Genomic DNA, 23,992 nt, shown 5'->3' with positions numbered 1-23,992 from the left:
GAGGTGCAGCGACTGAGGGCGAATTGCGCAATCCAGACAAAAGCGGCGGCGTTCGCGGGAGTTCGTCGCCCGTGAAGCCGCGCGCCTGCTCTGGCTTGTCACTTCATCAACGATTGCGCCAACGCGTCGAAGGCACGGAACGTGATCGGATTGTTGGCCGCATTGCTGGCAACGGGGTGCGAGGCATAACGGACGATGGTCAACTCGGCCTTGGGGTCGATGTAGATGCGCTGACCATAGACACCGAACGCCTGATACACGCCGTGGCTATCGTGGGTGACCCACCACATATCGCGGTAGCTCCATCCCGGCAGTGCCGGCCCGCTGGTTGAACTGGCGAACTTCGTACGATCCCCGCCCCGACGAATGTCTGCGACCACGGAAGTCGGAATGATCTGACGGCCATTGAAGCGGCCGTCATTGCGCATCAGTTCGCCGAAGCGAGCCAGGTCCCGCAGCGTCGTATTGAACCCGCCGCCGCCAGATTCGGTGCCAATGCTGTCCACCGTAAAATAGGCATCGTGCTCCGCGCCCATCGGCTGCCAGATGCGGGTCGAGAGCAGTTGAGCAAGCGACTGGCCGGACACCCGCCGCAGAATCCAGGCCAGCACTTCGGCGTTGACCGTCTTGTAGGCAAAGACCTGGTTGTGATCGCCTTCCTTGCGCAAGGTCCGGAGGAAGTCGTAGAAATTGGGCGGACCGCTGTAGCCAGCCGGACGCGCCAGCATGCCGCCGGCACGGGCATAGTCCCAGATCTCGGCCTTGGGATTGGCGTAGTCTTCCGAGTAGTGCACGCCCACGGTCATGTCCATCACTTCGCGCACTGTTGCGTCGCCGTAGGCGGTGTCAGCCAACTCGGGCAGATAGCGCGTCACGGGGGCCGCCGGATCCAGTTTGCCGTCGGCCACGAGCATGGCGGCGAGTGTTCCGACGAAAGACTTGGTGACCGACATGGCGATATGGGGCGTGTGGTCGTTCAGCGCGCCAAAGTACCGCTCATAGATGACCTTGCCTTTGTGCATCACCAGAATGCCGTCGGTATAGGTCAACGTCAGCATGTCCGCGAAAGTGCGGCGCGTGCCGTCGACATCGGTAAACGGAATCGATCCGATGTCGCGTTCGGCGCGAGGCAGAGGGCTGGCCGGACCGTTGCCACGCCAGACCGTTGCAGTCGGAACGAGTTCGCGGATATGCGAGAAGGCCCAGCGATTGCGGGGATAGACGACACTTTCGGGCGTGTGCATGACCAGCTTGGCTGCCGGTGGCGGGAAGCCCTGCATCCATCCCATCGTAAGCGGGTCACTGCTCACGGCCTTGGCCAGTGCGGCGACGCTGGGCGACAGCGCCGGGCCGCCCTGGGCCGGTGCGGCGGGCGCCTGCCCGATTGACGGCATGCTCAGCCCGAGAAGCGTCATGGTTGCCAGCCAGTGCTGCCATCGGCATCGCACGTCATTGACCGGGCGCGTGGATTTCGCCTGCATCGTGTCTCCTCTTGTGTTGTGTCGTGTTGTGTTGCTTGCGGCGGTTGCCGCCTTATGCATTCGCAGGCCTGCACAGACCGGGGTGGTGCCTATCGTTCGCCACCGCTCTTGTGCGCGATCAACGCGACGACCAGCTTCTCGATGCATTGGTTGAGCGTCTTGCGCTCTGTCTCTGTCAGGGTATCGAGCAGCATCTGTTCCAGCACGTCGCCGCGCCGATACGTAAGCTCGATCATTTCGATACCGGTCGGGGTCAGGTAGAGATTGACCTGGCGCGCATCCTGCTCGCCAATCTGCCGACGCAACAACCCTCGCTGCGCGAGCGCGGTAACGCACTTCGACGTGACCGATTTTTCGAGCAGCGTCAGTGCGATCAGCCGTGTCAGCGTCAGCCCAGGCTCCAGCGCAACGAGGCGCAGTACCCGAAGATCCCGCACACCGATACCAAACTCCCGCTCATAGAGTGCTGATGCTGCGCTCTTGGTCATGTCGGAAAGACGATCAAGCCGGAACGAGAGATAGTCGAGGAGCGAAGGCTGGGACGGGGACATGGATCGGCCGCAAGCGGCAACGTTTGGCTGAATGGATTCTATTGGAAATAGTTTCCACGCGCAACCAAATAACCGACGCCTCGAAGCGATGCCTACAAAAGCGACTCCCGAGCCTGTATCAGGCCAGGTCACGCAACATGTGCGGCATCCCCGGGATTCCGTTTGGCCGCCACCCCACTCCACCGGCCGGCCAACGACGCTTCCAGCCCAAACAGATCCAGGACCCTGCCGAGGGAATAGTCGACCATGTCTTCCAGGCTGGCGGGTCGCGCGTAGAACGCCGGAACCGGCGGATAGACGATGGCGCCGATGTCGGTCACGGTGGCCATGCTGCGCAGGTGCCCGGCGTGCAACGGGGTTTCCCGCACCATCAGTACAAGCCGGCGGCGCTCTTTCAGCATCACGTCGGCAGCCCGCGACATCAGGGAACTGGTGACGCCGCTCGCGATTTCGGAGAGCGTCTTGATCGAACATGGCGCGATGATCATGCCGTCGGCGTGAAACGAGCCGCTGGCGATGGCGGCGCCAATATCGCCGTTGGCGTGAACGACGTCCGCCAAGGCGTGGATGTCCGCCGGGCGCAGCTCAGTCTCGCAGTTGAGCGTGAGATGGGCCGAGCGGCTCATCACCAGGTGGGACTCCACATCCAGGCCCCGCAGCAGGCGCAATAGCCGGATGCCATAGATGGCGCCGGAGGCGCCGGTGATGCCGACCACGATGCGCCGGCGCCCCTGACGATTGGGCGTTTCCATCGTTATGGCCTCCAGTCGGAGCGGCCGGTGTCGAGCCGACCGTCCGCGTGCAGTCTGGCCCTGACGCGCTCCATGACCTCGGCTGGCGGCACGGCGCGATGCCAGTCCTGGCGATCGCTTGCCTTGCGGGTCGCGTCCACCCCCATCTTGGTGGCCACGCCGTCCTGCTTGATCGGTTCGGAGCGGTCGGTCCGCGCGCCAGGGGCGATCAGCAGGTCGCGGTCGGGCCGCATGCGTGTGGCAACAGCCCATTCCACCTGGGCGGAATCCCAGGGGTCGATGTCGTCATCGACGACGGTCACGTTCTTGATGAGATTCACGCTGCCCCAGATCGCGAACATCACCTTCCTGGCCTCGCCTGCGCGATGGGCTGCGATGCTCACGACCGCGTTCAGGCGGCCGCAGCCGCCATGCCCGACGGCGACCTCACGCACCGGTATCGCGGCCGCGCGCAGCATGCGCGCCAGGCCCGCAGCAATCGCTACGCCGCCGATCAAGGTGTGCTCGGGATAGTAGCCGGGCTGAATCACCTGGAAGAAGGCGTCGTCGCGCCGCGTCATGCAGTGAAACTCGGCAATCGGCCCGTCGCCGTATGGCTCATACATGCCGTGGTACTCGGACACGAGCTGTTCGTCGTGCCGGCTCCCCACGTCAAGCACGCCTTCGAGCACGATCTCGCATTGCGCCGGCACGTCGAGGTCGATGGTGCGGCAGGCCACGGTCTGTACCGGCTCGCCCAGCAGCGCGCCCGCCACTTCAAGCTCGTCGTCGCCAAGGCGCAGGTAGAGCGCCGCGGCGATCAGGACAGCAGGATGATTTCCGATGGTGACCGCGATCTCAAGTTTCTCGCCACGCTTTCTGGCGGCCTCGGCCATGACGGCCAGATGGTGATTGGGTGCGATGCCGACCATGCCGCGATTGCCGTCCAGCAACTTGACCCGGGCAAATGAGACATTGCCGCGGCCGCTCGCGCGGTCACGCGCGAAGATCACGCCGGCCGTGATGTAGGCGCCGGTTTCCCGGGGAAAGAATAGCGGCGCGGGAAGCTCGCGCTGCAGGTCCGGCCTGTCGATGACGGTCTGCTGGCAAGGCCCGTTGCCGACGCGCTCTGGCGCGAGGCCGCTTCCGATCGCGTCGACGATGCGCTGCTGCAGGGTCTGGGGCGTTGCGCCGATGCCGCGGGCAATGCGCGGCAATGTGTTGAGGAGGTTGCCAACGGCAGGCAGCCCGTGGCCGGCGATGGCCTCGAAGCGCAACGCGGGGCCGTCGGGCAGTTGTGCCAGATAGGCTGAGATCTCGTATTGGGTGCTTACCGGTTCGCTAACACGCATCAGTTCGCCGCGCTCGTCGAGGGACTGGACAAAGCCGCGCAGCGACTGGCGTTGCAGGCTGGCGCTTCCCGCTATCTGGCGGGGCTCCTTGGTACGCATGGTGACTCCTTCGTATTGCTGGGTTGTCGAGGCATCCGGCAAGCAGTCTTGCCGGATGGTTGCGACGGCCGTCGGATGACGACGCTGCAGGCGAGGCTGCCGGGGCAGCAAGCCCGGCGCTTTCGCGAGAGTCTAGGCCAATCAATGGCAAAACATCGTATGCTTATATATTCCACCCAATTAACATGATGTTATGAAGCTGAACCTGCGCCAGATCGAGGTATTTAGAGCCATCATGCTGAGCGGCTCCATCAGTGGGGCGTCAAAGCTGTTGTACGTCTCGCAGCCGGCCGTGAGCCGGCTGATTTCATATACGGAACAGCGCCTGGGATTGCTCCTCTTCCAGCGCATCAAGGGGCGGCTCTATCCGACGCCGGAGGCACGCCGTTTGTTCGATGAGGTCGGCGCCGTCTACCAGAGCGTGCAGCGGGTCAATGAAGTGGCCGAGAATCTGGCCGAGAATCGCGTAGGACAGTTGCGAATTGCGTGCAGCCCCAATATCGGCCAGTCGCTGATGCCGCGGGCGGTAGCGATCTTTTGCCAGCGTTACCCGGACGTGAGGATTGTGCTGCACACGCTGATCCCGGGTGCCCTGCTGCAGGGCCTGCTGACGCACCAGGTCGAGTTGGGGATCACGTTCATGCCAGTCGGCCACCCCAGCCTCCAGGTGCTTCCGCTCTACAGGAATCGCATCGTCGCGGTGTTGCCCAAGGATCACCGTCTGGCGGCACGCGATTGCATAGACGCCAGCGACCTGATCGATGAGCCGTTTGTCGGCTATAGCAGCGACATCCCGTTTGGCCAGCTGGTGCAGCAGGTCTTCGGCAGCGAGGACCGCCAGCCGGTGCCGCGCATCGAAGTGCAGCAGGCCCATGTCGCTTGTTCCATGGTTCAGGCGGGGGTAGGCGTGGCGCTCGTGGATGAGATCACGATGCAGGGGCCAATCTGGTCCGGCGTGGTGGCCCGGCCGATCACACCTGAAGTGCATGCGCCAATCAACGTGTTCCGCCTGGAGCTGCAGCCGCTCTCCCGCCTCGCGCAGGAATTCATTATCGTCCTCAAGTCACTGGGAACCTGACGGGCTGGCATCCCTTGATGCGCCTCGGATGCCTGCGCCGGTTTTCCGCGGTGTTTGGCGGCCGCGCCGGCTGTTCTTATGGGCACGCATCGTTTGCGATGCAGCTGCATTTTCCGGATGCCGTCCGCTGTGGTTTGCGCAACGCCAGTGCGTGGCCGCTTCAACGAGCGGCACAATCGCCTAGTCATAACAAGTTGTTATGAAGTTGGAACAAAAAGTAAAGCGACATTATTTGGTGAGCTACCTAATATCCCGTCGATCAAGACCGCGACAAGGCAGGACCTAGCCGTCCACGTTGCGCTCGCCTGAACAGACACCCCCTGCGATCGCGGTTCCGGTCGCGCGAAGAAGAGCTTGTCACCCAGGCATCCCGACAGTCCGCAGCCTAGCGAGACGATCGATCCACATGGCGAACATTAGGAGCATTGGCATGAAAGAAGTAGTTCTCGATCCGCAGAGCAGACCAGGAGACGACTCGATACAGCGGGATGACCAAGAGGCTCGCAGCGCGGGTGCGGGGCGCCGCGCCGTCATCGCCGCCTCGGCGGGCAATGCGCTGGAATGGTATGACTTCACGGTCTACGCACTGTTTGCCGTCTACATCGGCCAGAACTTCTTCCAGAACGACAATCCGACCGTGCAACTGATGGGCTCGTTCATGGCATTCGGCCTGGGATATGTGGCGCGCCCGCTGGGCGCCCTGTTTCTTGGCTCCTATGGCGACCGCAAGGGCCGCAAGGCCGCGCTGACCATGACCATCATGCTGATGGCGCTTGGCACGCTGCTGATTGCGGTGGCACCGCCCTATGCCGCCATCGGTGTTGGCGCGCCGCTGCTGATCGTATGCGGCCGCGTGCTGCAAGGTTTCTCGGCGGGGGGCGAAGTCGGCGGCGCGACGGCTTTCCTGGTCGAGCACGCACCGGCGCACAAGAAGGGGCAGTACGCCTCGTGGCTGCAGGCCAGCATGGGTATCTGCAATATCCTTGGTGCGCTGGTGGCCACCTTGGTGACTACCTTCTATACGCCGGATCAGATCACGGAATGGGCGTGGAGGATTCCGTTCATCATCGGACTGGCGATTGCCCCGGTTGGCCTGTGGATGCGCAAGACGCTGGACGAAACGCCGCATTTCAAGCAGGAGGAGGCCCGCATGAAGCAGCAGGGCATCACGAAGAAGGCGCCACTGCTGCAAGTCGTGCGCGAATGCCCCAAGCAACTGCTTTCCGGCTTCGGCCTTTCGGTGCTATGGGCAGCGGGCCCGTATTCACTGATCATCTTCATGCCGATCTACGTGCAGAAGTCGATGGGCTTCACCGGGTCGCAGGCCTTCCTGGCGGCCTTCATCGGCAACATCTTCCTTACCGCGGGCTGCGTATTCGCCGGGACATTGTCCGACCGCTTCGGCCGGCACCGCATCCTGCGGATCGGTGCGACCTCGCTGCTGGTCTGCGTCTATCCGCTGATGATGTGGTTGCAGTCCTCGCACACGACATTGACGCTGGTGATCGTGCAATCGGCGTTCTGTGCGCTGATCTCGCTGTTCGTCGGGGTGGCGCCGGCAGCCTTGTCCGAGATATTCCCGACCGCGGTGCGCTCCTCCGGCATGTCGCTGTCCTATAACACGGCCGTCACACTGCTGGGCGGCTTTGCTCCCGCGATCCTGACCTGGATCACCTACACGACCGGCGTGGCATTCGCGCCGGCGCTGTACGTCATGGGCGCCGCCATCGTCGCCCTTGTCGCCATTTCCCTGCTGCCCAAGGCACGCGAGGACTAAGACTGATACGCAAGGCGGGCCATGCCGATTCCGGTGGCCCGCCAAATGGTCAGTCCGCAAAAGACCACACCACAAGAAGGAGAGGAAACCATGAAGATCCGGAAAAAATACCGGAGGAGCGCCCCTGCGCGCTCGTCTCGCCGCCTGCTCGGGCTATTTGGCCTGCTTGCGCTTTCGGCCGCTAGCAGCGCCTATGCCGATTCGAGTGTCCAGATCACCGGCGTCATCGATACGTACGCCGGATCGCTCAAGCGCAGCGGTGAAGCCGGCAGGACGGGCGTGGTCAACAGTAGCGGGATGACGACTTCCTGGTGGGGCTTCAAGGGCGTCGAGGACCTGGGCGGCGGCCTGAAGGCGCAATTCAACCTGACGAGTTTCTTCCGGCCCGACACCGGCGGCGCGGGGCGCTACGATGCCGACACGCTCTTTTCGCGGGACGCCAACGTCGGACTGACGGGCGCTTTCGGGCGCGTGTCGCTGGGCCGCGACCTGGCACCCAACTTCATCCCATCGGTTTCCCTCAATCCGTTTGGCGGTTCGTTTGCCTTCGCGCCGCTGCTGGTGCAGACGCAGGCGTCGAGCGGCTACACGCGAGGACAGAAATGGGCTGCCACCGAAGCCGGCGATACCGGCTGGAGCAACGAGGTCATGTATGTGACCCCCAACCTCGGCGGCCTGGTGGCGAGCGCCTTCTATCAGTTCGGCGAACAGATTGGCAATGCGGGCAAGAACAATATTGGCGTCAATGCGATGTACAGCGATGGCCCGGCGACGTTGGGCGCCTACTATCAGCGCGTCAAGGTCAACAATCCCGTCGACAATGCCGCAGGCAATTCCGGCGTTTTTTCCTTCACGCCCTATAACAGCCAGACCGGTGCGATCTACAAGCTGACGCCGGCCAGGGAGCAGGGAACGTGGTTCGTCGGCGGCGCGTACGATCTGCGTGTGGCCAAGTTGTTCGCGACCTATCAGCACTCATCCAACGCGCTGCCCGATGGCTTCGACAGCGCGCATTTCAAGCTCCAGTCGAGCACGATGCAGCTTGGCGCGAGCGCGCCGCTCATGCAGGGAACCGCCATGTTGTCCTGGGCCAGGACAACCATAAAGGCTGACGGAGACTATCGCGCCAGCCTGGGCAGCGACGGATGGCAATCCACGGTCAGGCGTGACACGGTATCGCTCGGCTACGACTACCTGCTGTCCAAGCGGACCGACCTGTACGCGGTGGCAATGTACGACAAGATCACGGACCAGGCGGGCGGCGCCAGCTTCGCAGTCGGCGCAAGGCACAAGTTCTAGCGTTCTAGCGTTCCAGAGTTCCAGAGTTCCAGAGTTCCAGTAATCTGTCAGCTTGCTGGCAGCGAAGCTTGCGTGGCGGCATCCACAGGATGCCGGCACGCATCAGGCACTGCATCAGACACGTCAGGCGCGAGTGAGTACCGTGTCCAGTTCCAGCACGGACTGATACAGCACGCGTGTGCCATCGAGCAGCTGCGAGGGGTCGATCCATTCTTCCGGGCAATGGCTGCGGCCATTCAGGCAAGGAATGAAGATCATGCCGATCGGGCCCGTGGGTGCCATATACACCGCGTCGTGGCCCGCGCCGCTTGGCAAGCGCATCGAGGCATAGCCGAGCCGGTTGGCGGCAGCTTCCACCGCATCCATGACCACTGGCGAGCAGTCGGTGGGCCGCGCCCGGCTGACCGGCGACATGTCCACGGTCAGCCGCAGCGCGGCGATGTCGGGCGCCACGCCAGCCATGAGCGCCTCTGGAAAACTGCCCAGCACCTGCTCGCTGTCGCTGCGAAGCTCCAGCATCAGTTCCACGTGGCCCGGCACGGCATTGGGTACATTCGGCGTCATCGCGATGCGGCCGATGGTGGCAACGACGTAGTGCGGATTTCCACTGAGCGCACTGGCGTGACGGTGGGCGGCGTCGATGATGCGCGCGGCACCGACCAGCGCATCGCGCCGGATGTCCATCGGTGTGGTGCCGGCGTGGTCAGGCTGGCCCTTGACCGTGATCAGCGCGCGGCGAATGCCCACGATATTGGTCACCACGCCGATCGGCAGCTTGCGGGTTTCCAGCACCGGCCCTTGCTCGATGTGCAGTTCCACGAATGCCGCGGTGCCGCCGGCGCCGCGCAGGGGCGCGCCCAGCGCCGCCGGGTCGCCACCGATACGGCGTATGCCTTCGGCGAGCGTTTCCCCTTTCGCATCGCTGGCCGACAACATATCCGCATGAAGCTGGCCCGACAGCGCGCGGCTGCCCACGCAGGAGATGCCGTAGTCGCTGGGTTCTTCCGACAGGAAGTCGATTACCTCGAATGGGTGCGCCAGCGTGACGCCATGCTCGTGCATCGCATGCGCGACCTCGATGCCAGCCAGCACGCCGATGATGCCGTCAAAGCGCCCACCGCCGACCACCGTGTCGCAATGCGACCCCGTGACAATCGGCTTGCGCTGCGGATCGCGCCCGGCGCGCCGGCCCACGAGGTTGCCGCCGGCGTCCTGATGCACCGCCAGGCCAGCGGCTTCGAACTCCTGGCGCAGCCAGGCGCGCGCTTGCGCAAACATCGGCGAAAAAGCCCGGCGGGTCCAGGGAACCTCGGGCTGCGTCATGCGCGACAGCGTTTCGACCCGCGCCCACAGGCGCTCGGCATTCAAGGGAGGGAGAGTATTCGACATGGATTCCAATATGCGTAGTGACAGGCGATGCGGGCTCAAGCCGCGTAGGGGCGCAGGAAACGGCCATCGCCCGGGTTGTTGACGATGCGCTTGCCGTCGTAGACCTGTTGGCCGCGGCACCAGGTGCCGGCCACGCGCACGCTGAACTCGCGGCCTTCGAACGCACTCCATTGCACGGCCGACAGGCTGCCGGAGGGATCGAAGGCATGGCGCTCGGGGGCAAGGATCACGATATCGGCATCGTAGCCAACCGCCAGCGAGCCCTTCCGGTCGTCCAGCAGGAAGTGGCGCGCGGGGTTCCGGCAGAGCTGCCTGGCCACCATGGCCGGCGTGATGCCATGCTCTTCGCAGCCGGTCCAGAAGGCGGGCAGCAACGTTTCCAGACCCGGCCCGCCAGACGCATTCTTGAACACATTGGGATCCTGCTTGCGCTCCAGCCCCCAGCTGACGTGGTCCGAAGAGACGAAGGTGCACTCGTCACGCGCGATGTGCGTCCACAACAAGTCCACCTCGGCTTTGGGCCGAATCGGCGGATAGTGCTTGGTCCTGGCGCCGAAGCGGCGCGTATGCTCCTCGTGGTTCAGCATGAGGTATTGCACGCACGTTTCGATGCTGGCGTGGTGGCCCGCGCGGCGGTACATATTGCACAGCTCGAAGCCGCGCGACGTGGACACATGGACGGCATGCGCGCGCGCGCCGGTTTGCGCGCCGATCTCATAGATGATGCCGGTTGCCAGGTTCTCGATCAACGGCGTGTGGGCACGCAGGAAGGCATCCCAGCCGGTGTCGCCCGCTTCGGTCATGCGGGCGATGTTCTTGCGCGTCAGCTCCTGCATCTGATTGTGGACACCGCAGGCCAACCCCGTCGGCGCGATCAGGCGGAAGGCCTCATAGAGATCATCTTCCGCGACGCGGGGGAAACGCCCGGGCGTGGCCTCGAAGGTCGAAAACTTGAAGGCGCAGACGCCGCCCTCGATCAGCCCGGCGGCGGCCTGCAGGCCGTGGGTGGCATTCAACGTGCCAAACAGGGCCACGTCCACATGGCAGTCCCGCTCGGCTTGTGCGATCTTGGCGTCCAGTTGGGCGCGCGCCGCGACCGGCTCGGGGTCGTCGTAGGGCATGTCGACCATCACCGTCACGCCACCGGCGGCGGCCGCGCGGGATGCCCAGCCCAGACCTTCCTGGTCGCGTTGGCTGCCCGAGTGGACCTGTCCATCGATGACCCCGGGCAAGACCCATTGACCACGCGCATCCACCGTATCGCGCGCAGCCGGCGCCGCACCGGTGCCGCGTGCCGCAACCCTCCCCTCGCGTACCGCCAGCCAGCCATCGTCCACCACGCCGTGCGCTTCCACAAGTCTGCCTCGTACCACCAGATCAAAATCGCCCATGACACTCCTGTCGGTTCGTGCTGTTTAGATCCCGGTAGTGTAGTGAGCGATATGCCAGCACGTCCTATGCCAATATGTGTGAAGGCGTTGAGCAAATGTTATGACTTGAGCGTCTGCCTCCGGGCCGTGCGGGCATCTTCCACGCGGACCGAAATCCGGGCATGCTCGGGCAAGGATGTGAACCCGCTTGGGGCAGTCATGGAGGTGGGTGAATAGGTGGCTGCTGTGCAGCGCTATCGCGACGTCGCGCGAGTTCGCATTGGAGGCCGGCCGATGCGCAGTCCCGGCTGCCCTGCCCTCGGTCGACCGCCGCTGCCGGACGCCGCGACGAATCAGGCTGGCCTGCCTGCCACCCTAGATGTCGTCAAGGGGATAGATCGGCCGCCGCACGTTCTCGAAAGTCAGCTTGCCGAAATCGGAAGTCGTCACGCCAATGCTGTCGCACTCGAAGACATGCGCCGCCAGGTCGCCAAAGCCGGCGCGCCAGTGAACGCGGCTCTTCATCACCAGGAACTTCTTGCGCGCGGGATCGATGCCGAGTGCCTGGAAGCAGCTGAGATCGAAGGGTTCCATGTGCGAGGAGACCACGATGACCTGGATCGTACCGGCATCCAGCACTACCGTCTTGCCGGTGCTCGCCTCCACCCCCGCATTCATGGGGCCGCGCAGATGGAAACGCCCATCGCTGATAAGACGCACGCGCGCGGTGAGCCGGATGGGCTCATTGCGATCCCCCGTTGCCTGCAGGACGGTCCGCCCGCCAAGCGCAAGCGAGACCTCGTTGCCGATGCCGGCCAGAATCGCCTCTTCGACAGCAAGGGGATCGTGAATCGCATAGAAAACAGCGTCCGTGAGTTCTTGCCGAAGCACCTCCCGGAGAACCGCGGTGGTATCCATCGTGCCGCCCGACGCCACATTGTCGCAGTGGTCCAGCAGCACTACCGGGCTGCCTTCGGCCGCCTTGGCGCGGGCGACGGTTTCGGCCAGCGGCGCGCCATGGTATAGAAAACGGGAGCGTTGGTCCCATGCCTGGTCCAGCAGCGCCTGGCAGGCCTGCCAGGCGCCGACGCCGTCCGCATCGGCGCAGATGACCGCGGACAGGCCCGCATTGCGGACATCGGCGTGGGGAAATCCGGTGAACATTGAGGCGGCGAGAATGCCGCAACCCGCCTGTTCGAGCGCGATGCACGATGCCTGCAAGGAGCGATTGGGCTCGGCGTGCGTGCCCTGGCGCATCACATGCGGGAGCATGGGACGGTTATCCCATGCCAATACCGGACGGATTTCCCCCTGGATGGCGCGGCACAACAGTTCCGCGGCGCGCTTGCCGGCGGCTGCCATGTCGACGTGCGGGTAAGTGTGATATCCGGTCAGCACGGTGACGCGGGAGATCATCTCCGGATACAGGTTGGCGTGCATGTCCAGCGTGACGCCGATCGGCGTATCCGGCTGCACGTCTCGCAGGCGCCGCAGCAGTTCGCCCTCCCCGTCCTCGTAATCGGGCGTCACCATGGCGCCGTGCAAGTCCAGCAGGATGCCGTCGAATGCCTCGCTGGCCGCCGCCTGCACGATCAGCCCGCAGATGCGCTCGTAGGCCTGCGGATCGACCGGGCCGCTTGGAGATGCTTCGGCCACCACCGGCACCACCATGTGGGCGCCAAGGCGTTGCGCCACTTCGATAAAGCCGCCCATCGCGGTGCCTGTGCCACGCCGCGCGGCGATCGCCTCGGCGCCGCCAAGGACCGCACCGTCGCGAAAAAAACGCTGGAACGGCGTGGGAACCGGTGAAAACGTGTTGGTCTCGTGTTTGAACGAGGCAAGCAGCAGCCGCATCTTTGCTCCTTCGGTTGGGTCGATTTCAGCGTCACGCGACGCGCTCAGGTTTCCGTGCGCGCCAGAACGGCTTGCGTCACCTCCACTGGCGATAGTGCCTTGCTGGCGTAGAGGTCGAGCATCGTCGTGGCACTCAGTTCATTGAGTGCGGTCGTCACGGTTGTCATGGTGTCGTTGCTGGGTGAAGGTGCATCAGCCGGCACCGAATTCGTAGTCCTGGCCCGGCGCGGCCGCAAGCAGGGCTTGCGTGTACGGCTGCCTGGGCGAAAGGAAAATATCGCGGGCGCTTCCCTGCTCGACGATGCGCCCTTGGCGCATGACGATCACGCGGTCGCAAATCTGGCTGGCGACGCGCAGGTCGTGCGTAATGAACAGAATGCCGAGCTTCAGCCGCTGCTGGATGTCGTTGAGCAGCGCGATGATCTGGGCCTGCACGGAAACATCAAGCGCGGACACGGCCTCATCCGCGATCAGCACCTCGGGGTCGCAGGCGAGCGCGCGCGCAATGCAGATGCGCTGGCGCTGCCCGCCCGAAAACTCGCTGGGATAGCGCTGCAGCGCGTCCGGGTTCAGGCGTACCAGGTGCATGAGCTCCTCCGCGCGGGCCCAGGCCTGGCGCGCCGGCACGCCGAAGTTCAGCGGGCCTTCCACGATCGATGCGCCCACCGTCTGGCGCGGGTTCAAGGAACGGTAGGGATCCTGGAACACCACCTGGACCGTGCGCCGGAAGGCGGATATGTCGCGTTTCGCCGCCTTGGCCATGGAGCGCCCCTGCGCCCAGATCTCGCCGGCGGACGGCTCGATCAGCCGCGCGATGCAGCGTGCCACCGTCGATTTTCCCGATCCCGATTCGCCGACGATGCCTACCGTCTCGCCGGCGTGCACCGCCAGCGCGACATCCTGCACCGCCTGCACGATCCCGCGCCTGGCGGGCCAGCTTCCCGTCACATAGGTTTTGGCAAGGCCGCTCGCCTTGAGCAGCGGCGCCGCCGCCTTGACTTGCGGCCGACCGGCAGGGCGCAACCGGGGAACCGCGCCGAGCAGCATCTTCGTGTAAGGCTCCTGCGGGCGGCGCAGCACGGCTTCCTTCGGGCCCTGCTCGATCAGCTCTCCCAGCTGGAGTACCGCGACATCGTCCGCAATCTCCGCGACCACGCCGAAATCGTGGGTGATGAACAGCACGGCGGTGCCGCTCTCGGCCTGCAATTCGCGGATCAGCTTGAGGATTTCGGCCTGGGTCGTGACATCCAGCGCGGTGGTCGGCTCATCGCAGATCAGCAGCGCCGGCCTGAGAATCATCGCGATCGCGATCACGATCCGCTGGCGCTGTCCGCCGGACAACTGATGCGGATATGCGCTGTAGATCCGCTCAGGCTCGGGCAGCCGCGTGCGCGCGAAGATCTCCAGGATGCGCGCGCGGCGCTCTGCCGGCCGCAGATCGGTATGCCAGGCCAGTACCTCGTCCACCTGCTCGCCGCAGGTCATCACCGGGTTGAGTGCCGTCATCGGCTCCTGGAACACCATCGCCATGGCGACCCCGCGTAGCGCGCGCAGGCGCCGCGTGCTGGCTTCAAGCAAGTTCTCGCCCAGAAGCTCGATGCGTCCCGCGCATGGCTTGAGCGTGGGCGGCAGCAGCCCCATGACCGCCTGGGCGATCACTGACTTGCCGGAACCGGATTCACCGAGCAGGCACATGATGCGGCCCGGCGCCACCTCGAAGCTGATGTGCCGCACCGCCAGCGGCCGGTCACTGCCGGCCGGCAGCGTGACCCAGAGGTCCCGCACCGCCAGTACCGGTCCGGTACCCGTCACTGCCGTCCGTTCCATGGCCTGCATCCTTTACCTCCCACGCTTGCTGAATTTAGGGTCGAGGGTGTCGCGCAGCCCATCGCCCAGCATATTGACGGCCAGCACGCTTGCCGCGAGGAACAGGCCCGGCAGCAATACGGTATGGGGATAGCTGTTGAACTGCGACCGGCCCTCGGCCATGATGTTTCCCCAGGTCGGGATCTCCGGCGGCAATCCGATGCCAAGAAACGACATGCCGGCCTCCACCAGCATGGCGGCGGCGCAAACGTACGTGCCTTGCACGATCAAGGGCCCGATGGCATTAGGCAGGATATGGCGGAACATCAGGGCAGGCACCGTGCTGTCGAGCGCGATGGCAGCCTCCACGTACGGCTCTTCGCGTACCGTCAGCACCACCGATCGCACCAGTCGCGCGACGCGGGGTATCTCGGGCACGGTGATGGCGAAGATCACCGTCATCAGGCTCGGTCGCCACAAAGCCACCAGAACGATGGCGAACAGGGTGCCCGGAATGGCCATCATGCCGTCCATCACGCGCATCACCAACCCGTCGACGCGCCTGAAATAGCCGCAGAACGCCCCGATCGCCAGCCCCAGGCACAGCGACAACACCGCAACCGCACCGCCTACGGCCAGCGAAACGCGTGTCCCGTACAGGACGCGGCTCCAGACGTCCCGGCCCAGGCTGTCGGTGCCGAACAGGAACCAGCGCTGGATCGGTTCGGCGGCGCTAAGGCTGAGGAACTCGCCATGCGTGAGCGGCGCCAGATTGGCGGCGGCCGGATCCATGGACGTGGGATCGATGGTGTAAAGCCATGGCGCGCCGGCCGCGAGGAGCGCCAACAGGATCAGGGCGCCCAAGCCGAGGCGCACACTGGTATTGCACAACGCCAGGCGCCACAAGGAGGGACGGCGCGCCGGCCCGGACGCCCGCAGGGCCGGGAGGCTGCTTGAGAGGAAATCGGTGGACATGTCGGAACCTCAACTGCTCAATAGCTCAATAGCTCAATAGCTCAATAGCTCAATAGCTCAATAGCTCAATAGCTCAATAGCGATGTTCAATAGCGAATACGCGGATCGAAAAAGATGTAGCTGAGATCGACCAGGAGATTGACCAGCACGTAGACGAAGGAGAAAAACAGCGTCACACCCTGGATTACCGGATAGTCGCGCGACAGGATGGCTTCCACGGTCAATGCGCCCAGGCCAGGAATGGCGAACACCGTCTCGGTGATGACCACGCCGCCGACTAGCAGCGCGACGCCCACGCCGATCACCGTGACAATGGGCACCGCCGCATTGGCCAATGCATGCCGGATCAGCCCCCGATACTCGGGGATGCCTTTGGCACGCGCCGTGCGCACGTGATCCTCGGTCAGCGCTTCGGCAACCGCGGCACGCGTGACGCGCGCTATCAGCGCGATGTCGACGATTGACAGCGTCACGGCGGGCACCACCAGCTGACGCAGCCAGGCGCCCAGGCCCTCGGAGAGGCGTGCGTATCCCTGCACCGGCAGCCAGCCGAGCTTGAGCGAAAAACCCCAGATCATCAGATAGCCGACCACGAACACCGGAATCGAAAAACCGAGGACCGAAAAACTCATCAGGCACCGGTCCAGCCAGCCACCATGCCGCCACGCGGCAAGCACCCCGAGCGGCACCGCGATCAGTACCGCCAGCGTGATCGTCACCCCCGCGAGCGCCACCGTCGGCTCGAGCCGCTGCGCGATCAGCTCGCTGACGCTGCGCTTCAGGTAGAACGATTCACCCAGGTCGCCGTGGACAAGGCGGGCCGCCCAGGCCAGGAACTGGTGGGCGAGCGACTGGTCCAGCCCGAGTTGCAGCCGGATTCGTGCGATGTCGGCAGCCGTGCCGGCGTCGCCGACGATCGCCGCGGCAGGGTCTCCCGGCGTCAGCCTCAACATCAGGAAGACAATGAAAGCCACGATCACGAGGACGGGCAAGGTCGCGATCAAGCGACGCAACACGAAGAAGGCCATGGTCAACTCAGAACATTGTTCGCAGGGGCACCCGACGAACGGGTGCCGTTCGGGACGAAGTCATGGAGGGAGTCGCGCCGGGCTGCGCGGCGTGCTGTCGAGGCTGTTCGCTCAGTGCTTGCGGATGTTCCAGTACACGAACGCCGGCGCAGGCACCACGCCGTCCACTACGCCCTTGCGCACCGCCGTTGTCAGCCAGCCCTGGCCAATCGGCGCCATCAACCCAGTCTCGTAGACGCGCAACTGGATCTCTTCGGCCAGGCGCTTTCGCTCAGCCGGATCGGCACTGCCCGAGAACGCCGACTTCAGTTCCTCCAGCTTGTTGTCGGTGGCCCAGCCAAACCACCCCTTCTCGCCGTTCCCCGTGAGGAAGGACATGAACATCGGGTTGAGCAGCGTGGCATCCGGCCACACGCTGATGAAGGCATTCCATCCGCCCTTGTCGGGCGCATCCTTCTTCGCCCGGCGCGTGATCAGGGTGGACCAGTCCATGGTCTGCAGATCCACGTTGAATCCGGCCTGCTTTAGCAACTGCGCATAGACGACGGGATACTTGTTGAGAGAGGCGAGGTCGGATGGATAGAGCAACACCACCGGCTTGCCGTTGTAGCCCGCCTCCTTGAGCAACTGCCTGGCCTTCTCGAACTGCGGCTTGCCGGTGAAGCCGCCGGCATTCTGGCTGGAATACATCGTGCCGCAGGGGTAGATCGAGACGCAGGTGCTATAGAGTTCGCGGTGAAGCCATTGCGCGCGCATCATCGCGTCCTGGTTGATGGCAAGCAATGCCGCCCGCGCGATGCGCGGATCGTTGAACGGCGCAACGAGATGGTTCAGGTGCAGGGTTGCCATGCCGCCAGCCAGCTTCAGCAGCGCTATCGCAGCATTCTTGCGTAGCGCGTCATACTGCCCGGACGGCAACAGTTCGAGCATGTCCACCTCGCCGCTGAGCAGCGCGTTGACCTGCGTCTGCTCGTCCTTGAGGATGACCCATTCGACACGGTCCACATAGACCCGCTTGCCTCCGGCCGTGCCCGACGGGGGTTCCGAGCGCGGGCGGTACTGCGCGTTCCTGACATAAACCACCTTCTCGCCAGGACGGAATTCATCCTTTTTGAAGATGAAGGGGCCGGACCCGGTGTAGTCGTCGATCTGCTTGTCGGCCGGCGTCTCGGCCACCCGCTTGGGCATGATGAACGGCGCGCTGGTGTTCGGCTTGGCAAGGGCATCCAGCACCAGCGGGAACGGCTGGCGAAAGACAAGCCGGAAGCCGTTGGGAGGAACCGCCTCGATCGCTTCCAGCGCGGCGAACATACGCTGGCCGAGCGCATCGCGCCTGGCCCATCGCGAGAGGGAAGCGACAACATCGTCTCCCGTCACCGGCTTGCCGTCGTGGAACGCCAGGCCCGGACGGAGCGTGAAATTCCAGGTCCGGTTGTCCTTGCCGACAGTGAACTTGTCCACCATCTGCGGCTGCACCTTGCCTTGCGCGTCCAGCCCGAACAGCGTGTCATAGATCATGTAGCCATGATTCTGCGAAATAGTGGCCGTGGTCCAGATCGGGTCGAGCACCTTGAGATCCGATGTCGGCACCGTGCGCAGTGTGCTGACCGGCGCTTGCGCCCCCGCGGTGCCGGCGGTGCCGGCGGCGGCTGCGATCAGCAAGGCGGCCGCCCACCCCCTGAACGATTGATAGAGCATGGATATCCCTCCGCGGGAATGAAGAATCTATGCGGCCCGCTTGGGCTTGGCGCTGCCCGGATCGTCGCTGCCGGCATTCTTCGCGCGGCGCTCCAGCGTATCCGTCAACTTGTCGATGCAGCGATTGAAAATCTTGAGCTCGGCCTCGGTCAGCGTCGCAAGAAAATCCTTTTCGAGCGTGTTGCCGCGCTCGTAGGTGCGCTTGACCATGCTCTCGCCCTCGGCGCTCAGGAACAGATTTATCTGCCGGGCATCGACTTCACCGATCTGCCGCCTCAGCAGCCCTTGCCGCACCAGTGCACTGACGAGCTTCGACACCAGCGTCTTCTCGAGCAAGGAAAGCTCGATGAGCCGGCCCAGGGTCAGGCCCGGCTCCAGCGCAACCAGCCGCAGCACGCGCAGATCCCGCACCGTGACGCCGAATTCGTTCTCGTAATATTGCGAACCCGCCGCTTTGCTCAACTCGCTCAGGCGATCGAGGCGGAACGACAGGTATTCGAGGATGGGATGATCCGAGGCTGGCATATCAGTCTTCAAAAATCAGTAGATATTGACAAAAGATTCTCGTTGCAATAGATGCTTGTTGCAACCAAGTACAAATACCTACGCATGGGCGTATCTGGTCTCTCGCAGCAGGCCTGCCGCATCGTGTGGTCTGAGCGGGGAAACCACCTGCTACGTCTTGATGCCCTGCTGACTATCGGCTCCGTCAGGCGCGAGACATTTGCCTGCGCGTGCGAAGCCTAGAGTCGCATCGGTGCGATAGCCCCATGCGGCGGGGCCTACACCACACCGCTTATTGCATCGTTACGCCTTCTATTCCGGTAGTTACGTCGTCTCAGGCACAATACGCCCGCTATAGCAAGCTTATCGACGCGTGTCTTGACATATCACCCTGATTGTACTACCGTACAAAATAACCGCCTTTGCAGGCGCAATGACAATATTAAATACGTTATGCCTGCTATTCGAAGCACATCGACAGGTGATGAAATTGCCGCTGAAATCGGGGTCCGCCTGCGCTCCAAGCGCATAGAACGCAACTTCACGATCGAAGACCTGGCGAAGCGCGCCGGCATCGGCCGGACCGCCCTGGGCGACCTGGAGGCCGGACGGGATGTGCGCGTATCCACGCTGGTAAAGGTGTTGCGAGCGCTGAGCATGATCGGCAGCCTGGACGCAGCCTTCCCGGATACCTTGCCATCAAGCGAAGCGCTGTCTGCGCGAGGCGAAGTCCGCAAGCGCGCCTATAAGCCCAAGGAGCGCTAGTTTGGTGACGCAAAGAAAGTCGCGCTCGCCGCAGCGCGCCCGTCCGGTACAAGGCGTTATCGCCAGCGCCCATGTCCTCATGCGCGGTCAGGCCGTGGGTGCCGTCACTGAGTTCGATAGCGGCCGGATCGGCTTCAACTATGACCTGGAGTACCTGGGCACCGGGGGGCCGAGCATTTCGCCGGAGTTCCTGCCACCCCAGTCTGGCACGTTCGAATTTCCCGAACTGCGGCGGGTCAACGCGTTTCTGGGTCTGCCTGGCGTCCTGGCGGACGCGCTGCCGGACACCTTCGGCAACCTGATCATCAAGAAGTATTTCGAGGACCGAGGCGAGCCTGACAAGGCGATGAGTCCGGTTCAGCGCCTGCTTTATATCGGCGACCGCGCAATGGGGGCGCTCGAGTTCCGGCCCAGGATCGACCGGCGGGCGACGGCAGGCGAGAGCGAAGCCCTTGAGGTTGGCGCACTGGTGGAGGCCGCGCGCAAGCTCGTGGCCGGCGAACAGGATGGCGCGATCCAGGAACTGATGCGGATTGGCGCAAGCGCGGGCGGCGCGCGGGCCAAGGCGCTGATTCTCTGGAACCGTCGGGACAAGCAGATCCGTTCCGCGTTCGTCAAACCGCGCAAGGGCGAGGAAAGCTGGCTGATCAAGTTCGGCGGCGTCGAGTCAGCCAACCCGAATGACCATCACGCCCAGCCTTTCAACCGGGTTGAATATACCTACGCTCTCCTGGCGAAAGAACTCGGCATCGACATGGCGCCGGTCGACTTCATCGAAGAGGACAACGGCAGATTCCACTTCCTGACCAAGCGATTCGATCGCAGCGAAGACGGTGGCCGAGTGCATATGCACAGCCTGGCCGGCCTCACGCACATCGACTACAACATCCCGCGCGCCTACAGCTATGACCAGTACTTCCGCCGGATCCGGGCCTTCCAGATGCCCCATGCAGCGATTGAGGAAGCTTACCGCCGGATGATCTTCAATGTCGTGGGGCGCAACCAGGACGACCACGTGAAGAACTTCGCTTTCCTGATGTCACCCACCGGCGAATGGAGCCTGTCACCGGCCTATGACCTGACGTTCTCCGCAGGCACGGGTTACACGCTGCAGCACCAGATGACCATCGGTGGCAAGGCAGACAATTTCACCGTGGACGACCTCATCGGTTTCGGCAAGAAATTCGATGTGACCGGCCCCAAGGCAGTGATCGAGCGCACCGTCGATGTGTTCAGCGGCTGGGCGGCGCTGGGCCGACTCTGGAAAGTGGCACCGAAGGAGATTGAGGCGCGCGCCGGACGCCTGCGCCTGTTTAAACTCTGAGCGCGCAAGCGCAACCATTCCTCGGGGACCAGGGTCGAGACCGTGCACGAGAGATCGGCGCAACTCACGCCGACACTGCTGACGTCCGCCGAACGGCCAATCGATCAAGATGTCGCGCCGCGCGTAGCGCAGCATCCTCCATTCACCGTCGCCGGTTTTCACGCTTGCGCCTATTCCTCATCATTCCTCCGCCCTGTGTCCGGTTTGTTGCGCAAGACACACCTTCCGTACTGAGTCGCGCAATCGCCCGCATGGAATCGCGCCCGGGGCGGCAGCTACTGCGGCGAGCCACGCATCGCCTCGGTCTGACCGAAGCCGGGCGTCCGCACCTGGGCCGGGCCCAAATGGCAAAAGACTTCGACGTAAGGTGAGAGCGCCAACACAAAACTGGCAGGCCGCAAGCCTTTACCGCCGCCGCCGGCCCATGGCGATGCGACAGCTCGCCGGTATGATCGCCTCATACCAAAGGGCAATAGACGCCCCCTTCCCCCGCGCCTAGCCTTACGCTGATCCTCCTGGCAATCCGGTATTGGCCAGGCTGCCTGGCCTGGCCGGGCCTCAAACGCAGACGCAGGTCGGCGTTTGGATCGGCGCCGCGCACGTCGCTTCTCCGGGTCCTGGCCTTATCGGCGTCAAAGGACAGGAATTCCGCTGGATTCCCGGACTCGGGCCGTTGATCCGCGCATGAGCGGCGCTCACCATGCCCATGTACGCCCCGACAGCGGTTGACTAATACGAAAAGACAATGGCGACGAGCATCATGCAGCCTTAACCTTTGTTCGAGGTGCTTGTGCAGAGATCCGCCACACTCCCGCGCCGCACCCGACCGGGGATCGGCCGTCGCCTGTGCCGCGCCATGCCGGCACGATCCCGCCAACCCAACTTCAGGAAGAAATCATGACCAACGCCAAGCTCGAAGTACTGACCCCGCAAAACAGCCAGCTGATCTTCATCGACCAGCAGCCGCAGATGGCCTTCGGCGTGCAGTCGATGGACCGCCAGGTGTTGAAGAACAACGTGGTCGGACTGGCCAAGGCCGCCAAGATCTTCAACATCCCCACCACCATCACCACGGTGGAAAGCGAATCCTTCTCCGGCTTCACCTATCCCGAGTTGCTGGACGTATTCCCCGGCCAGCAGACGCTGGAACGCACCTCGATGAACTCATGGGACGACCAGAAGGTGCGCGACGCGCTGGCCGCCAACGGCCGCAAGAAGGTCATCGTCGCCGGCCTGTGGACGGAGGTCTGCAACACCACCTTTGCCCTGTGCGCCATGCTCGAAGGCGACTACGAGATCTACATGGTGGCCGACGCCTCCGGCGGCACCACCAAGGAAGCGCACGACTACGCCATGCAGCGCATGGTGCAGGCCGGCGTGGTGCCGGTGACCTGGCAGCAGGTGCTGCTCGAATGGCAGCGCGACTGGGCCCACCGCGACACCTATGACGCCGTGATGAAGGTGGCCAAGGAACACTCGGGCGCCTACGGCATGGGCGTGGACTACGCCTACACCATGGTGCACAAGGCCGAGCAACGTACCGCCACGCCGCACGCCTCGCTCGCGCCGGTGCCGGCACGCTGATTCGCCCACAACACCACCCTTATCTCTCGGGCAGACAAGCATGAGCGCGCAATCCAATCAGCAAGGCATAGCCCTGAACCCATCGCGGCGCGAGTTGCTGGTATCCGGCGCCAGCACGGCCGGCGCCGCCGCCCTCGCGGCCCTGGGCAGCACCGCCGCCGTTGCCGCCGGCAAGCCGCAGGGCCACGCCGCACCCCACCATACCGGAGCAAGCAGCATGAACACCATCACTACCAAGGATGGCACCCGGATCTACTACAAGGACTGGGGCACCGGCCGCCCGGTCGTGTTCTCGCACGGCTGGCCGTTGAACGCCGACGCCTGGGACGCGCAGATGCTGTTCCTGGTGCAGCACGGCTTCCGCGTGATCGCGCATGACCGCCGTGGCCATGGCCGCTCCGACCAGCCCGCCAAGGGCAACGACATGGACACCTATGCCGACGACCTGGCCGCGCTGATCGAAGCCCTGGACCTGAAGGGCGCGGCGCTGGTCGGCCACTCCACCGGCGGTGGCGAGGTGGCCCACTACATCGGGCGCCACGGCACCAAGCGCGTGTCCAAGGCCGTGCTGATCGGCGCGGTGCCGCCGATCATGGTCAAGACCCCGTCCAACCCCGGCGGCCTGCCGATGGACGTGTTCGACGGCATCCGCAAGAGCACGGCTGAAAACCGCTCGCAGTTCTTCAAGGATCTGGCGGTGCCCTTCTTCGGCTTCAACCGTCCCGGCGCCAAGGTCTCGCAAGGCACCATCGATGCGTTCTGGGCGCAGGGCATGACCGGCAGCATCCTGGGCCAGTACCTGTGCATCAAGGAGTTCTCGGAAGTCGACTACACCGAGGACCTGAAGAAGATCGACGTGCCCACGCTGATCCTGCACGGCGATGACGACCAGATCGTGCCGATCGACGATGCGGCCAAGCTCAGCGCCAAGATCGTCAAGAACGCCACGCTGAAGGTCTACCCGGGCGCCTCGCATGGCATGTGCGTGGTGCAAGCCGACAAGGTCAACGCCGACCTGCTGGCCTTCCTCTCGGCCTGATAACATGCCGTCCCGCGACCAGCAGACAGGCCGGGACGGCCTGTGCGCATCTGATGCCTCCCTGTCCTCCTCGCCTTTTGCCTCACTGACCCGCCGACAGTTCATTGCCGGCGCCGCCGCGCTCGGCGCGGCAGCCGCCAGCCGGAGTTTCGCCATGACCCAAACCAGCACGCCCGAGCTCATCCTCGTCAACGGCAAGTTCGCCACGCTCGACCGCGCCAACCCGCAGGCCGAAGCCGTAGCCATCAGCGACGGCAAGTTCATCGCCGTCGGCACCCGGCACGAGAT

22 protein-coding genes are annotated in these 23,992 nt (G+C 64.1%); 9 read left to right on the top strand and 13 right to left on the bottom strand.

All coding sequences use genetic code 11. From position 1 onward, the window contains the following. Positions 1 to 98 precede the first annotated feature (98 nt). The 4 genes from AC1RWI_RS20760 to AC1RWI_RS20745 form a co-directional block, all read right to left on the bottom strand. A complete protein-coding gene (locus tag AC1RWI_RS20760) occupies positions 99 to 1,415 on the bottom strand; it encodes a serine hydrolase domain-containing protein (protein ID WP_492868478.1) in 1,317 nt (438 codons plus the stop codon). Positions 1,416 to 1,570: 155 nt separating this feature from the next. After that, entirely contained in the window at positions 1,571 to 2,032 is a 462-nt protein-coding gene (locus AC1RWI_RS20755) for a MarR family winged helix-turn-helix transcriptional regulator (protein ID WP_043355431.1), read from the bottom strand. A gap of 128 nt (positions 2,033 to 2,160) precedes the next feature. Continuing rightward, positions 2,161 to 2,784: a UbiX family flavin prenyltransferase gene (locus AC1RWI_RS20750; RefSeq protein WP_043355433.1), complete on the bottom strand. Its 624-nt coding sequence runs from the start codon at positions 2,782 to 2,784 to the stop codon at positions 2,161 to 2,163. Between the two features lie 2 nt (positions 2,785 to 2,786). After that, positions 2,787 to 4,256, bottom strand: coding sequence for a UbiD family decarboxylase (locus AC1RWI_RS20745; RefSeq protein WP_144409991.1), 1,470 nt, complete (start codon positions 4,254 to 4,256; stop codon positions 2,787 to 2,789). Between the two features lie 151 nt (positions 4,257 to 4,407). On the opposite strand from AC1RWI_RS20745, the gene AC1RWI_RS20740 reads away from it, so the two are divergent. From AC1RWI_RS20740 to AC1RWI_RS20730, 3 genes are all read left to right on the top strand, one after another. Next, a complete protein-coding gene (locus AC1RWI_RS20740) occupies positions 4,408 to 5,292 on the top strand; it encodes a LysR family transcriptional regulator (RefSeq protein WP_492868399.1) in 885 nt (294 codons plus the stop codon). Positions 5,293 to 5,722: 430 nt separating this feature from the next. Beyond that, positions 5,723 to 7,069, top strand: coding sequence for an MFS transporter (locus tag AC1RWI_RS20735; RefSeq protein ID WP_052495078.1), 1,347 nt, complete (start codon positions 5,723 to 5,725; stop codon positions 7,067 to 7,069). A 90-nt stretch (positions 7,070 to 7,159) separates the two neighbouring features. Then, positions 7,160 to 8,368: a porin gene (locus AC1RWI_RS20730; protein WP_492868397.1), complete on the top strand. Its 1,209-nt coding sequence runs from the start codon at positions 7,160 to 7,162 to the stop codon at positions 8,366 to 8,368. A gap of 123 nt (positions 8,369 to 8,491) precedes the next feature. Here AC1RWI_RS20730 and ertE read toward each other — a convergent pair whose 3' ends face one another. From ertE to AC1RWI_RS20685, 9 genes are all read right to left on the bottom strand, one after another. Then, positions 8,492 to 9,757 carry an N-carbamyl-l-glutamate amidohydrolase ErtE gene (ertE, locus tag AC1RWI_RS20725; protein ID WP_492868395.1) on the bottom strand — a complete coding sequence of 422 codons (1,266 nt, stop codon included), beginning with the start codon at positions 9,755 to 9,757 and terminating at the stop codon, positions 8,492 to 8,494. A 35-nt stretch (positions 9,758 to 9,792) separates the two neighbouring features. Then, positions 9,793 to 11,148 (bottom strand): hydantoin-5-propionate amidohydrolase, encoded by a 1,356-nt coding sequence (ertD, locus tag AC1RWI_RS20720; protein ID WP_043355437.1) that lies wholly within the window; start codon positions 11,146 to 11,148, stop codon positions 9,793 to 9,795. A gap of 354 nt (positions 11,149 to 11,502) precedes the next feature. After that, positions 11,503 to 12,981: a M81 family metallopeptidase gene (locus AC1RWI_RS20715; RefSeq protein WP_492868393.1), complete on the bottom strand. Its 1,479-nt coding sequence runs from the start codon at positions 12,979 to 12,981 to the stop codon at positions 11,503 to 11,505. 44 nt (positions 12,982 to 13,025) lie between these two features. Beyond that, entirely contained in the window at positions 13,026 to 13,148 is a 123-nt protein-coding gene (locus AC1RWI_RS20710; protein WP_269083402.1) for a hypothetical protein, read from the bottom strand. 25 nt (positions 13,149 to 13,173) lie between these two features. Then, the gene (locus tag AC1RWI_RS20705) at positions 13,174 to 14,808 is read right to left on the bottom strand and encodes an ABC transporter ATP-binding protein (RefSeq protein WP_492868391.1); all 1,635 of its coding nucleotides are present in this window, start codon (positions 14,806 to 14,808) and stop codon (positions 13,174 to 13,176) included. A 12-nt stretch (positions 14,809 to 14,820) separates the two neighbouring features. Further along, positions 14,821 to 15,762: an ABC transporter permease gene (locus AC1RWI_RS20700; RefSeq protein WP_043355442.1), complete on the bottom strand. Its 942-nt coding sequence runs from the start codon at positions 15,760 to 15,762 to the stop codon at positions 14,821 to 14,823. An 86-nt stretch (positions 15,763 to 15,848) separates the two neighbouring features. Continuing rightward, positions 15,849 to 16,790, bottom strand: a complete 942-nt coding sequence (locus AC1RWI_RS20695; RefSeq protein ID WP_492868389.1) for an ABC transporter permease — start codon at positions 16,788 to 16,790, stop codon at positions 15,849 to 15,851. 111 nt (positions 16,791 to 16,901) lie between these two features. After that, complete coding sequence (locus AC1RWI_RS20690) at positions 16,902 to 18,488, bottom strand: ABC transporter substrate-binding protein (RefSeq protein WP_492868387.1); 1,587 nt, start codon at positions 18,486 to 18,488, stop codon at positions 16,902 to 16,904. A 27-nt stretch (positions 18,489 to 18,515) separates the two neighbouring features. After that, positions 18,516 to 19,013 (bottom strand): MarR family winged helix-turn-helix transcriptional regulator, encoded by a 498-nt coding sequence (locus AC1RWI_RS20685; protein WP_043355448.1) that lies wholly within the window; start codon positions 19,011 to 19,013, stop codon positions 18,516 to 18,518. Positions 19,014 to 19,370: 357 nt separating this feature from the next. On the opposite strand from AC1RWI_RS20685, the gene AC1RWI_RS20680 reads away from it, so the two are divergent. The 6 genes from AC1RWI_RS20680 to AC1RWI_RS20655 all read left to right on the top strand — a co-directional run. Further along, positions 19,371 to 19,757, top strand: coding sequence for a helix-turn-helix domain-containing protein (locus tag AC1RWI_RS20680; RefSeq protein WP_492868385.1), 387 nt, complete (start codon positions 19,371 to 19,373; stop codon positions 19,755 to 19,757). Positions 19,758 to 19,761: 4 nt separating this feature from the next. Continuing rightward, complete coding sequence (locus AC1RWI_RS20675; protein WP_492868383.1) at positions 19,762 to 21,081, top strand: type II toxin-antitoxin system HipA family toxin; 1,320 nt, start codon at positions 19,762 to 19,764, stop codon at positions 21,079 to 21,081. A gap of 164 nt (positions 21,082 to 21,245) precedes the next feature. Then, the gene (locus AC1RWI_RS20670) at positions 21,246 to 21,452 is read left to right on the top strand and encodes a helix-turn-helix domain-containing protein (protein ID WP_419188894.1); all 207 of its coding nucleotides are present in this window, start codon (positions 21,246 to 21,248) and stop codon (positions 21,450 to 21,452) included. A 526-nt stretch (positions 21,453 to 21,978) separates the two neighbouring features. Continuing rightward, the gene (locus AC1RWI_RS20665; RefSeq protein WP_043355453.1) at positions 21,979 to 22,665 is read left to right on the top strand and encodes a hydrolase; all 687 of its coding nucleotides are present in this window, start codon (positions 21,979 to 21,981) and stop codon (positions 22,663 to 22,665) included. 217 nt (positions 22,666 to 22,882) lie between these two features. Beyond that, complete coding sequence (locus tag AC1RWI_RS20660) at positions 22,883 to 23,704, top strand: alpha/beta fold hydrolase (protein ID WP_043358219.1); 822 nt, start codon at positions 22,883 to 22,885, stop codon at positions 23,702 to 23,704. Positions 23,705 to 23,765: 61 nt separating this feature from the next. Further along, on the top strand, positions 23,766 to 23,992 hold a 227-nt coding region (locus AC1RWI_RS20655), incomplete at its 3' end, for a twin-arginine translocation signal domain-containing protein (RefSeq protein WP_492868476.1).

This window comes from Cupriavidus sp. MPR-AND1C (assembly GCF_058809705.1).
This window is presented reverse-complemented; position numbering and strand designations above follow the sequence as displayed.

Bases quoted from the DNA above. Each gene is read 5' to 3' on its own strand.
- AC1RWI_RS20760 (WP_492868478.1), bottom strand. From the start codon at position 1,415: ATGACGCTTCTCGGGCTGAGCATGCCGTCAATCGGGCAGGCGCCCGCC.
- AC1RWI_RS20755 (WP_043355431.1), bottom strand. From the start codon at position 2,032: ATGTCCCCGTCCCAGCCTTCGCTCCTCGACTATCTCTCGTTCCGGCTT.
- AC1RWI_RS20750 (WP_043355433.1), bottom strand. From the start codon at position 2,784: ATGGAAACGCCCAATCGTCAGGGGCGCCGGCGCATCGTGGTCGGCATC.
- AC1RWI_RS20740 (WP_492868399.1), top strand. From the start codon at position 4,408: ATGAAGCTGAACCTGCGCCAGATCGAGGTATTTAGAGCCATCATGCTG.
- AC1RWI_RS20735 (WP_052495078.1), top strand. From the start codon at position 5,723: ATGAAAGAAGTAGTTCTCGATCCGCAGAGCAGACCAGGAGACGACTCG.
- AC1RWI_RS20730 (WP_492868397.1), top strand. From the start codon at position 7,160: ATGAAGATCCGGAAAAAATACCGGAGGAGCGCCCCTGCGCGCTCGTCT.
- ertE (WP_492868395.1), bottom strand. From the start codon at position 9,757: ATGTCGAATACTCTCCCTCCCTTGAATGCCGAGCGCCTGTGGGCGCGG.
- ertD (WP_043355437.1), bottom strand. From the start codon at position 11,148: ATGGGCGATTTTGATCTGGTGGTACGAGGCAGACTTGTGGAAGCGCAC.
- AC1RWI_RS20715 (WP_492868393.1), bottom strand. From the start codon at position 12,981: ATGCGGCTGCTGCTTGCCTCGTTCAAACACGAGACCAACACGTTTTCA.
- AC1RWI_RS20710 (WP_269083402.1), bottom strand. From the start codon at position 13,148: ATGACAACCGTGACGACCGCACTCAATGAACTGAGTGCCACGACGATG.
- AC1RWI_RS20705 (WP_492868391.1), bottom strand. From the start codon at position 14,808: ATGGAACGGACGGCAGTGACGGGTACCGGACCGGTACTGGCGGTGCGG.
- AC1RWI_RS20700 (WP_043355442.1), bottom strand. From the start codon at position 15,762: ATGTCCACCGATTTCCTCTCAAGCAGCCTCCCGGCCCTGCGGGCGTCC.
- AC1RWI_RS20695 (WP_492868389.1), bottom strand. From the start codon at position 16,790: ATGGCCTTCTTCGTGTTGCGTCGCTTGATCGCGACCTTGCCCGTCCTC.
- AC1RWI_RS20690 (WP_492868387.1), bottom strand. From the start codon at position 18,488: ATGCTCTATCAATCGTTCAGGGGGTGGGCGGCCGCCTTGCTGATCGCA.
- AC1RWI_RS20685 (WP_043355448.1), bottom strand. From the start codon at position 19,013: ATGCCAGCCTCGGATCATCCCATCCTCGAATACCTGTCGTTCCGCCTC.
- AC1RWI_RS20665 (WP_043355453.1), top strand. From the start codon at position 21,979: ATGACCAACGCCAAGCTCGAAGTACTGACCCCGCAAAACAGCCAGCTG.
- AC1RWI_RS20660 (WP_043358219.1), top strand. From the start codon at position 22,883: ATGAACACCATCACTACCAAGGATGGCACCCGGATCTACTACAAGGAC.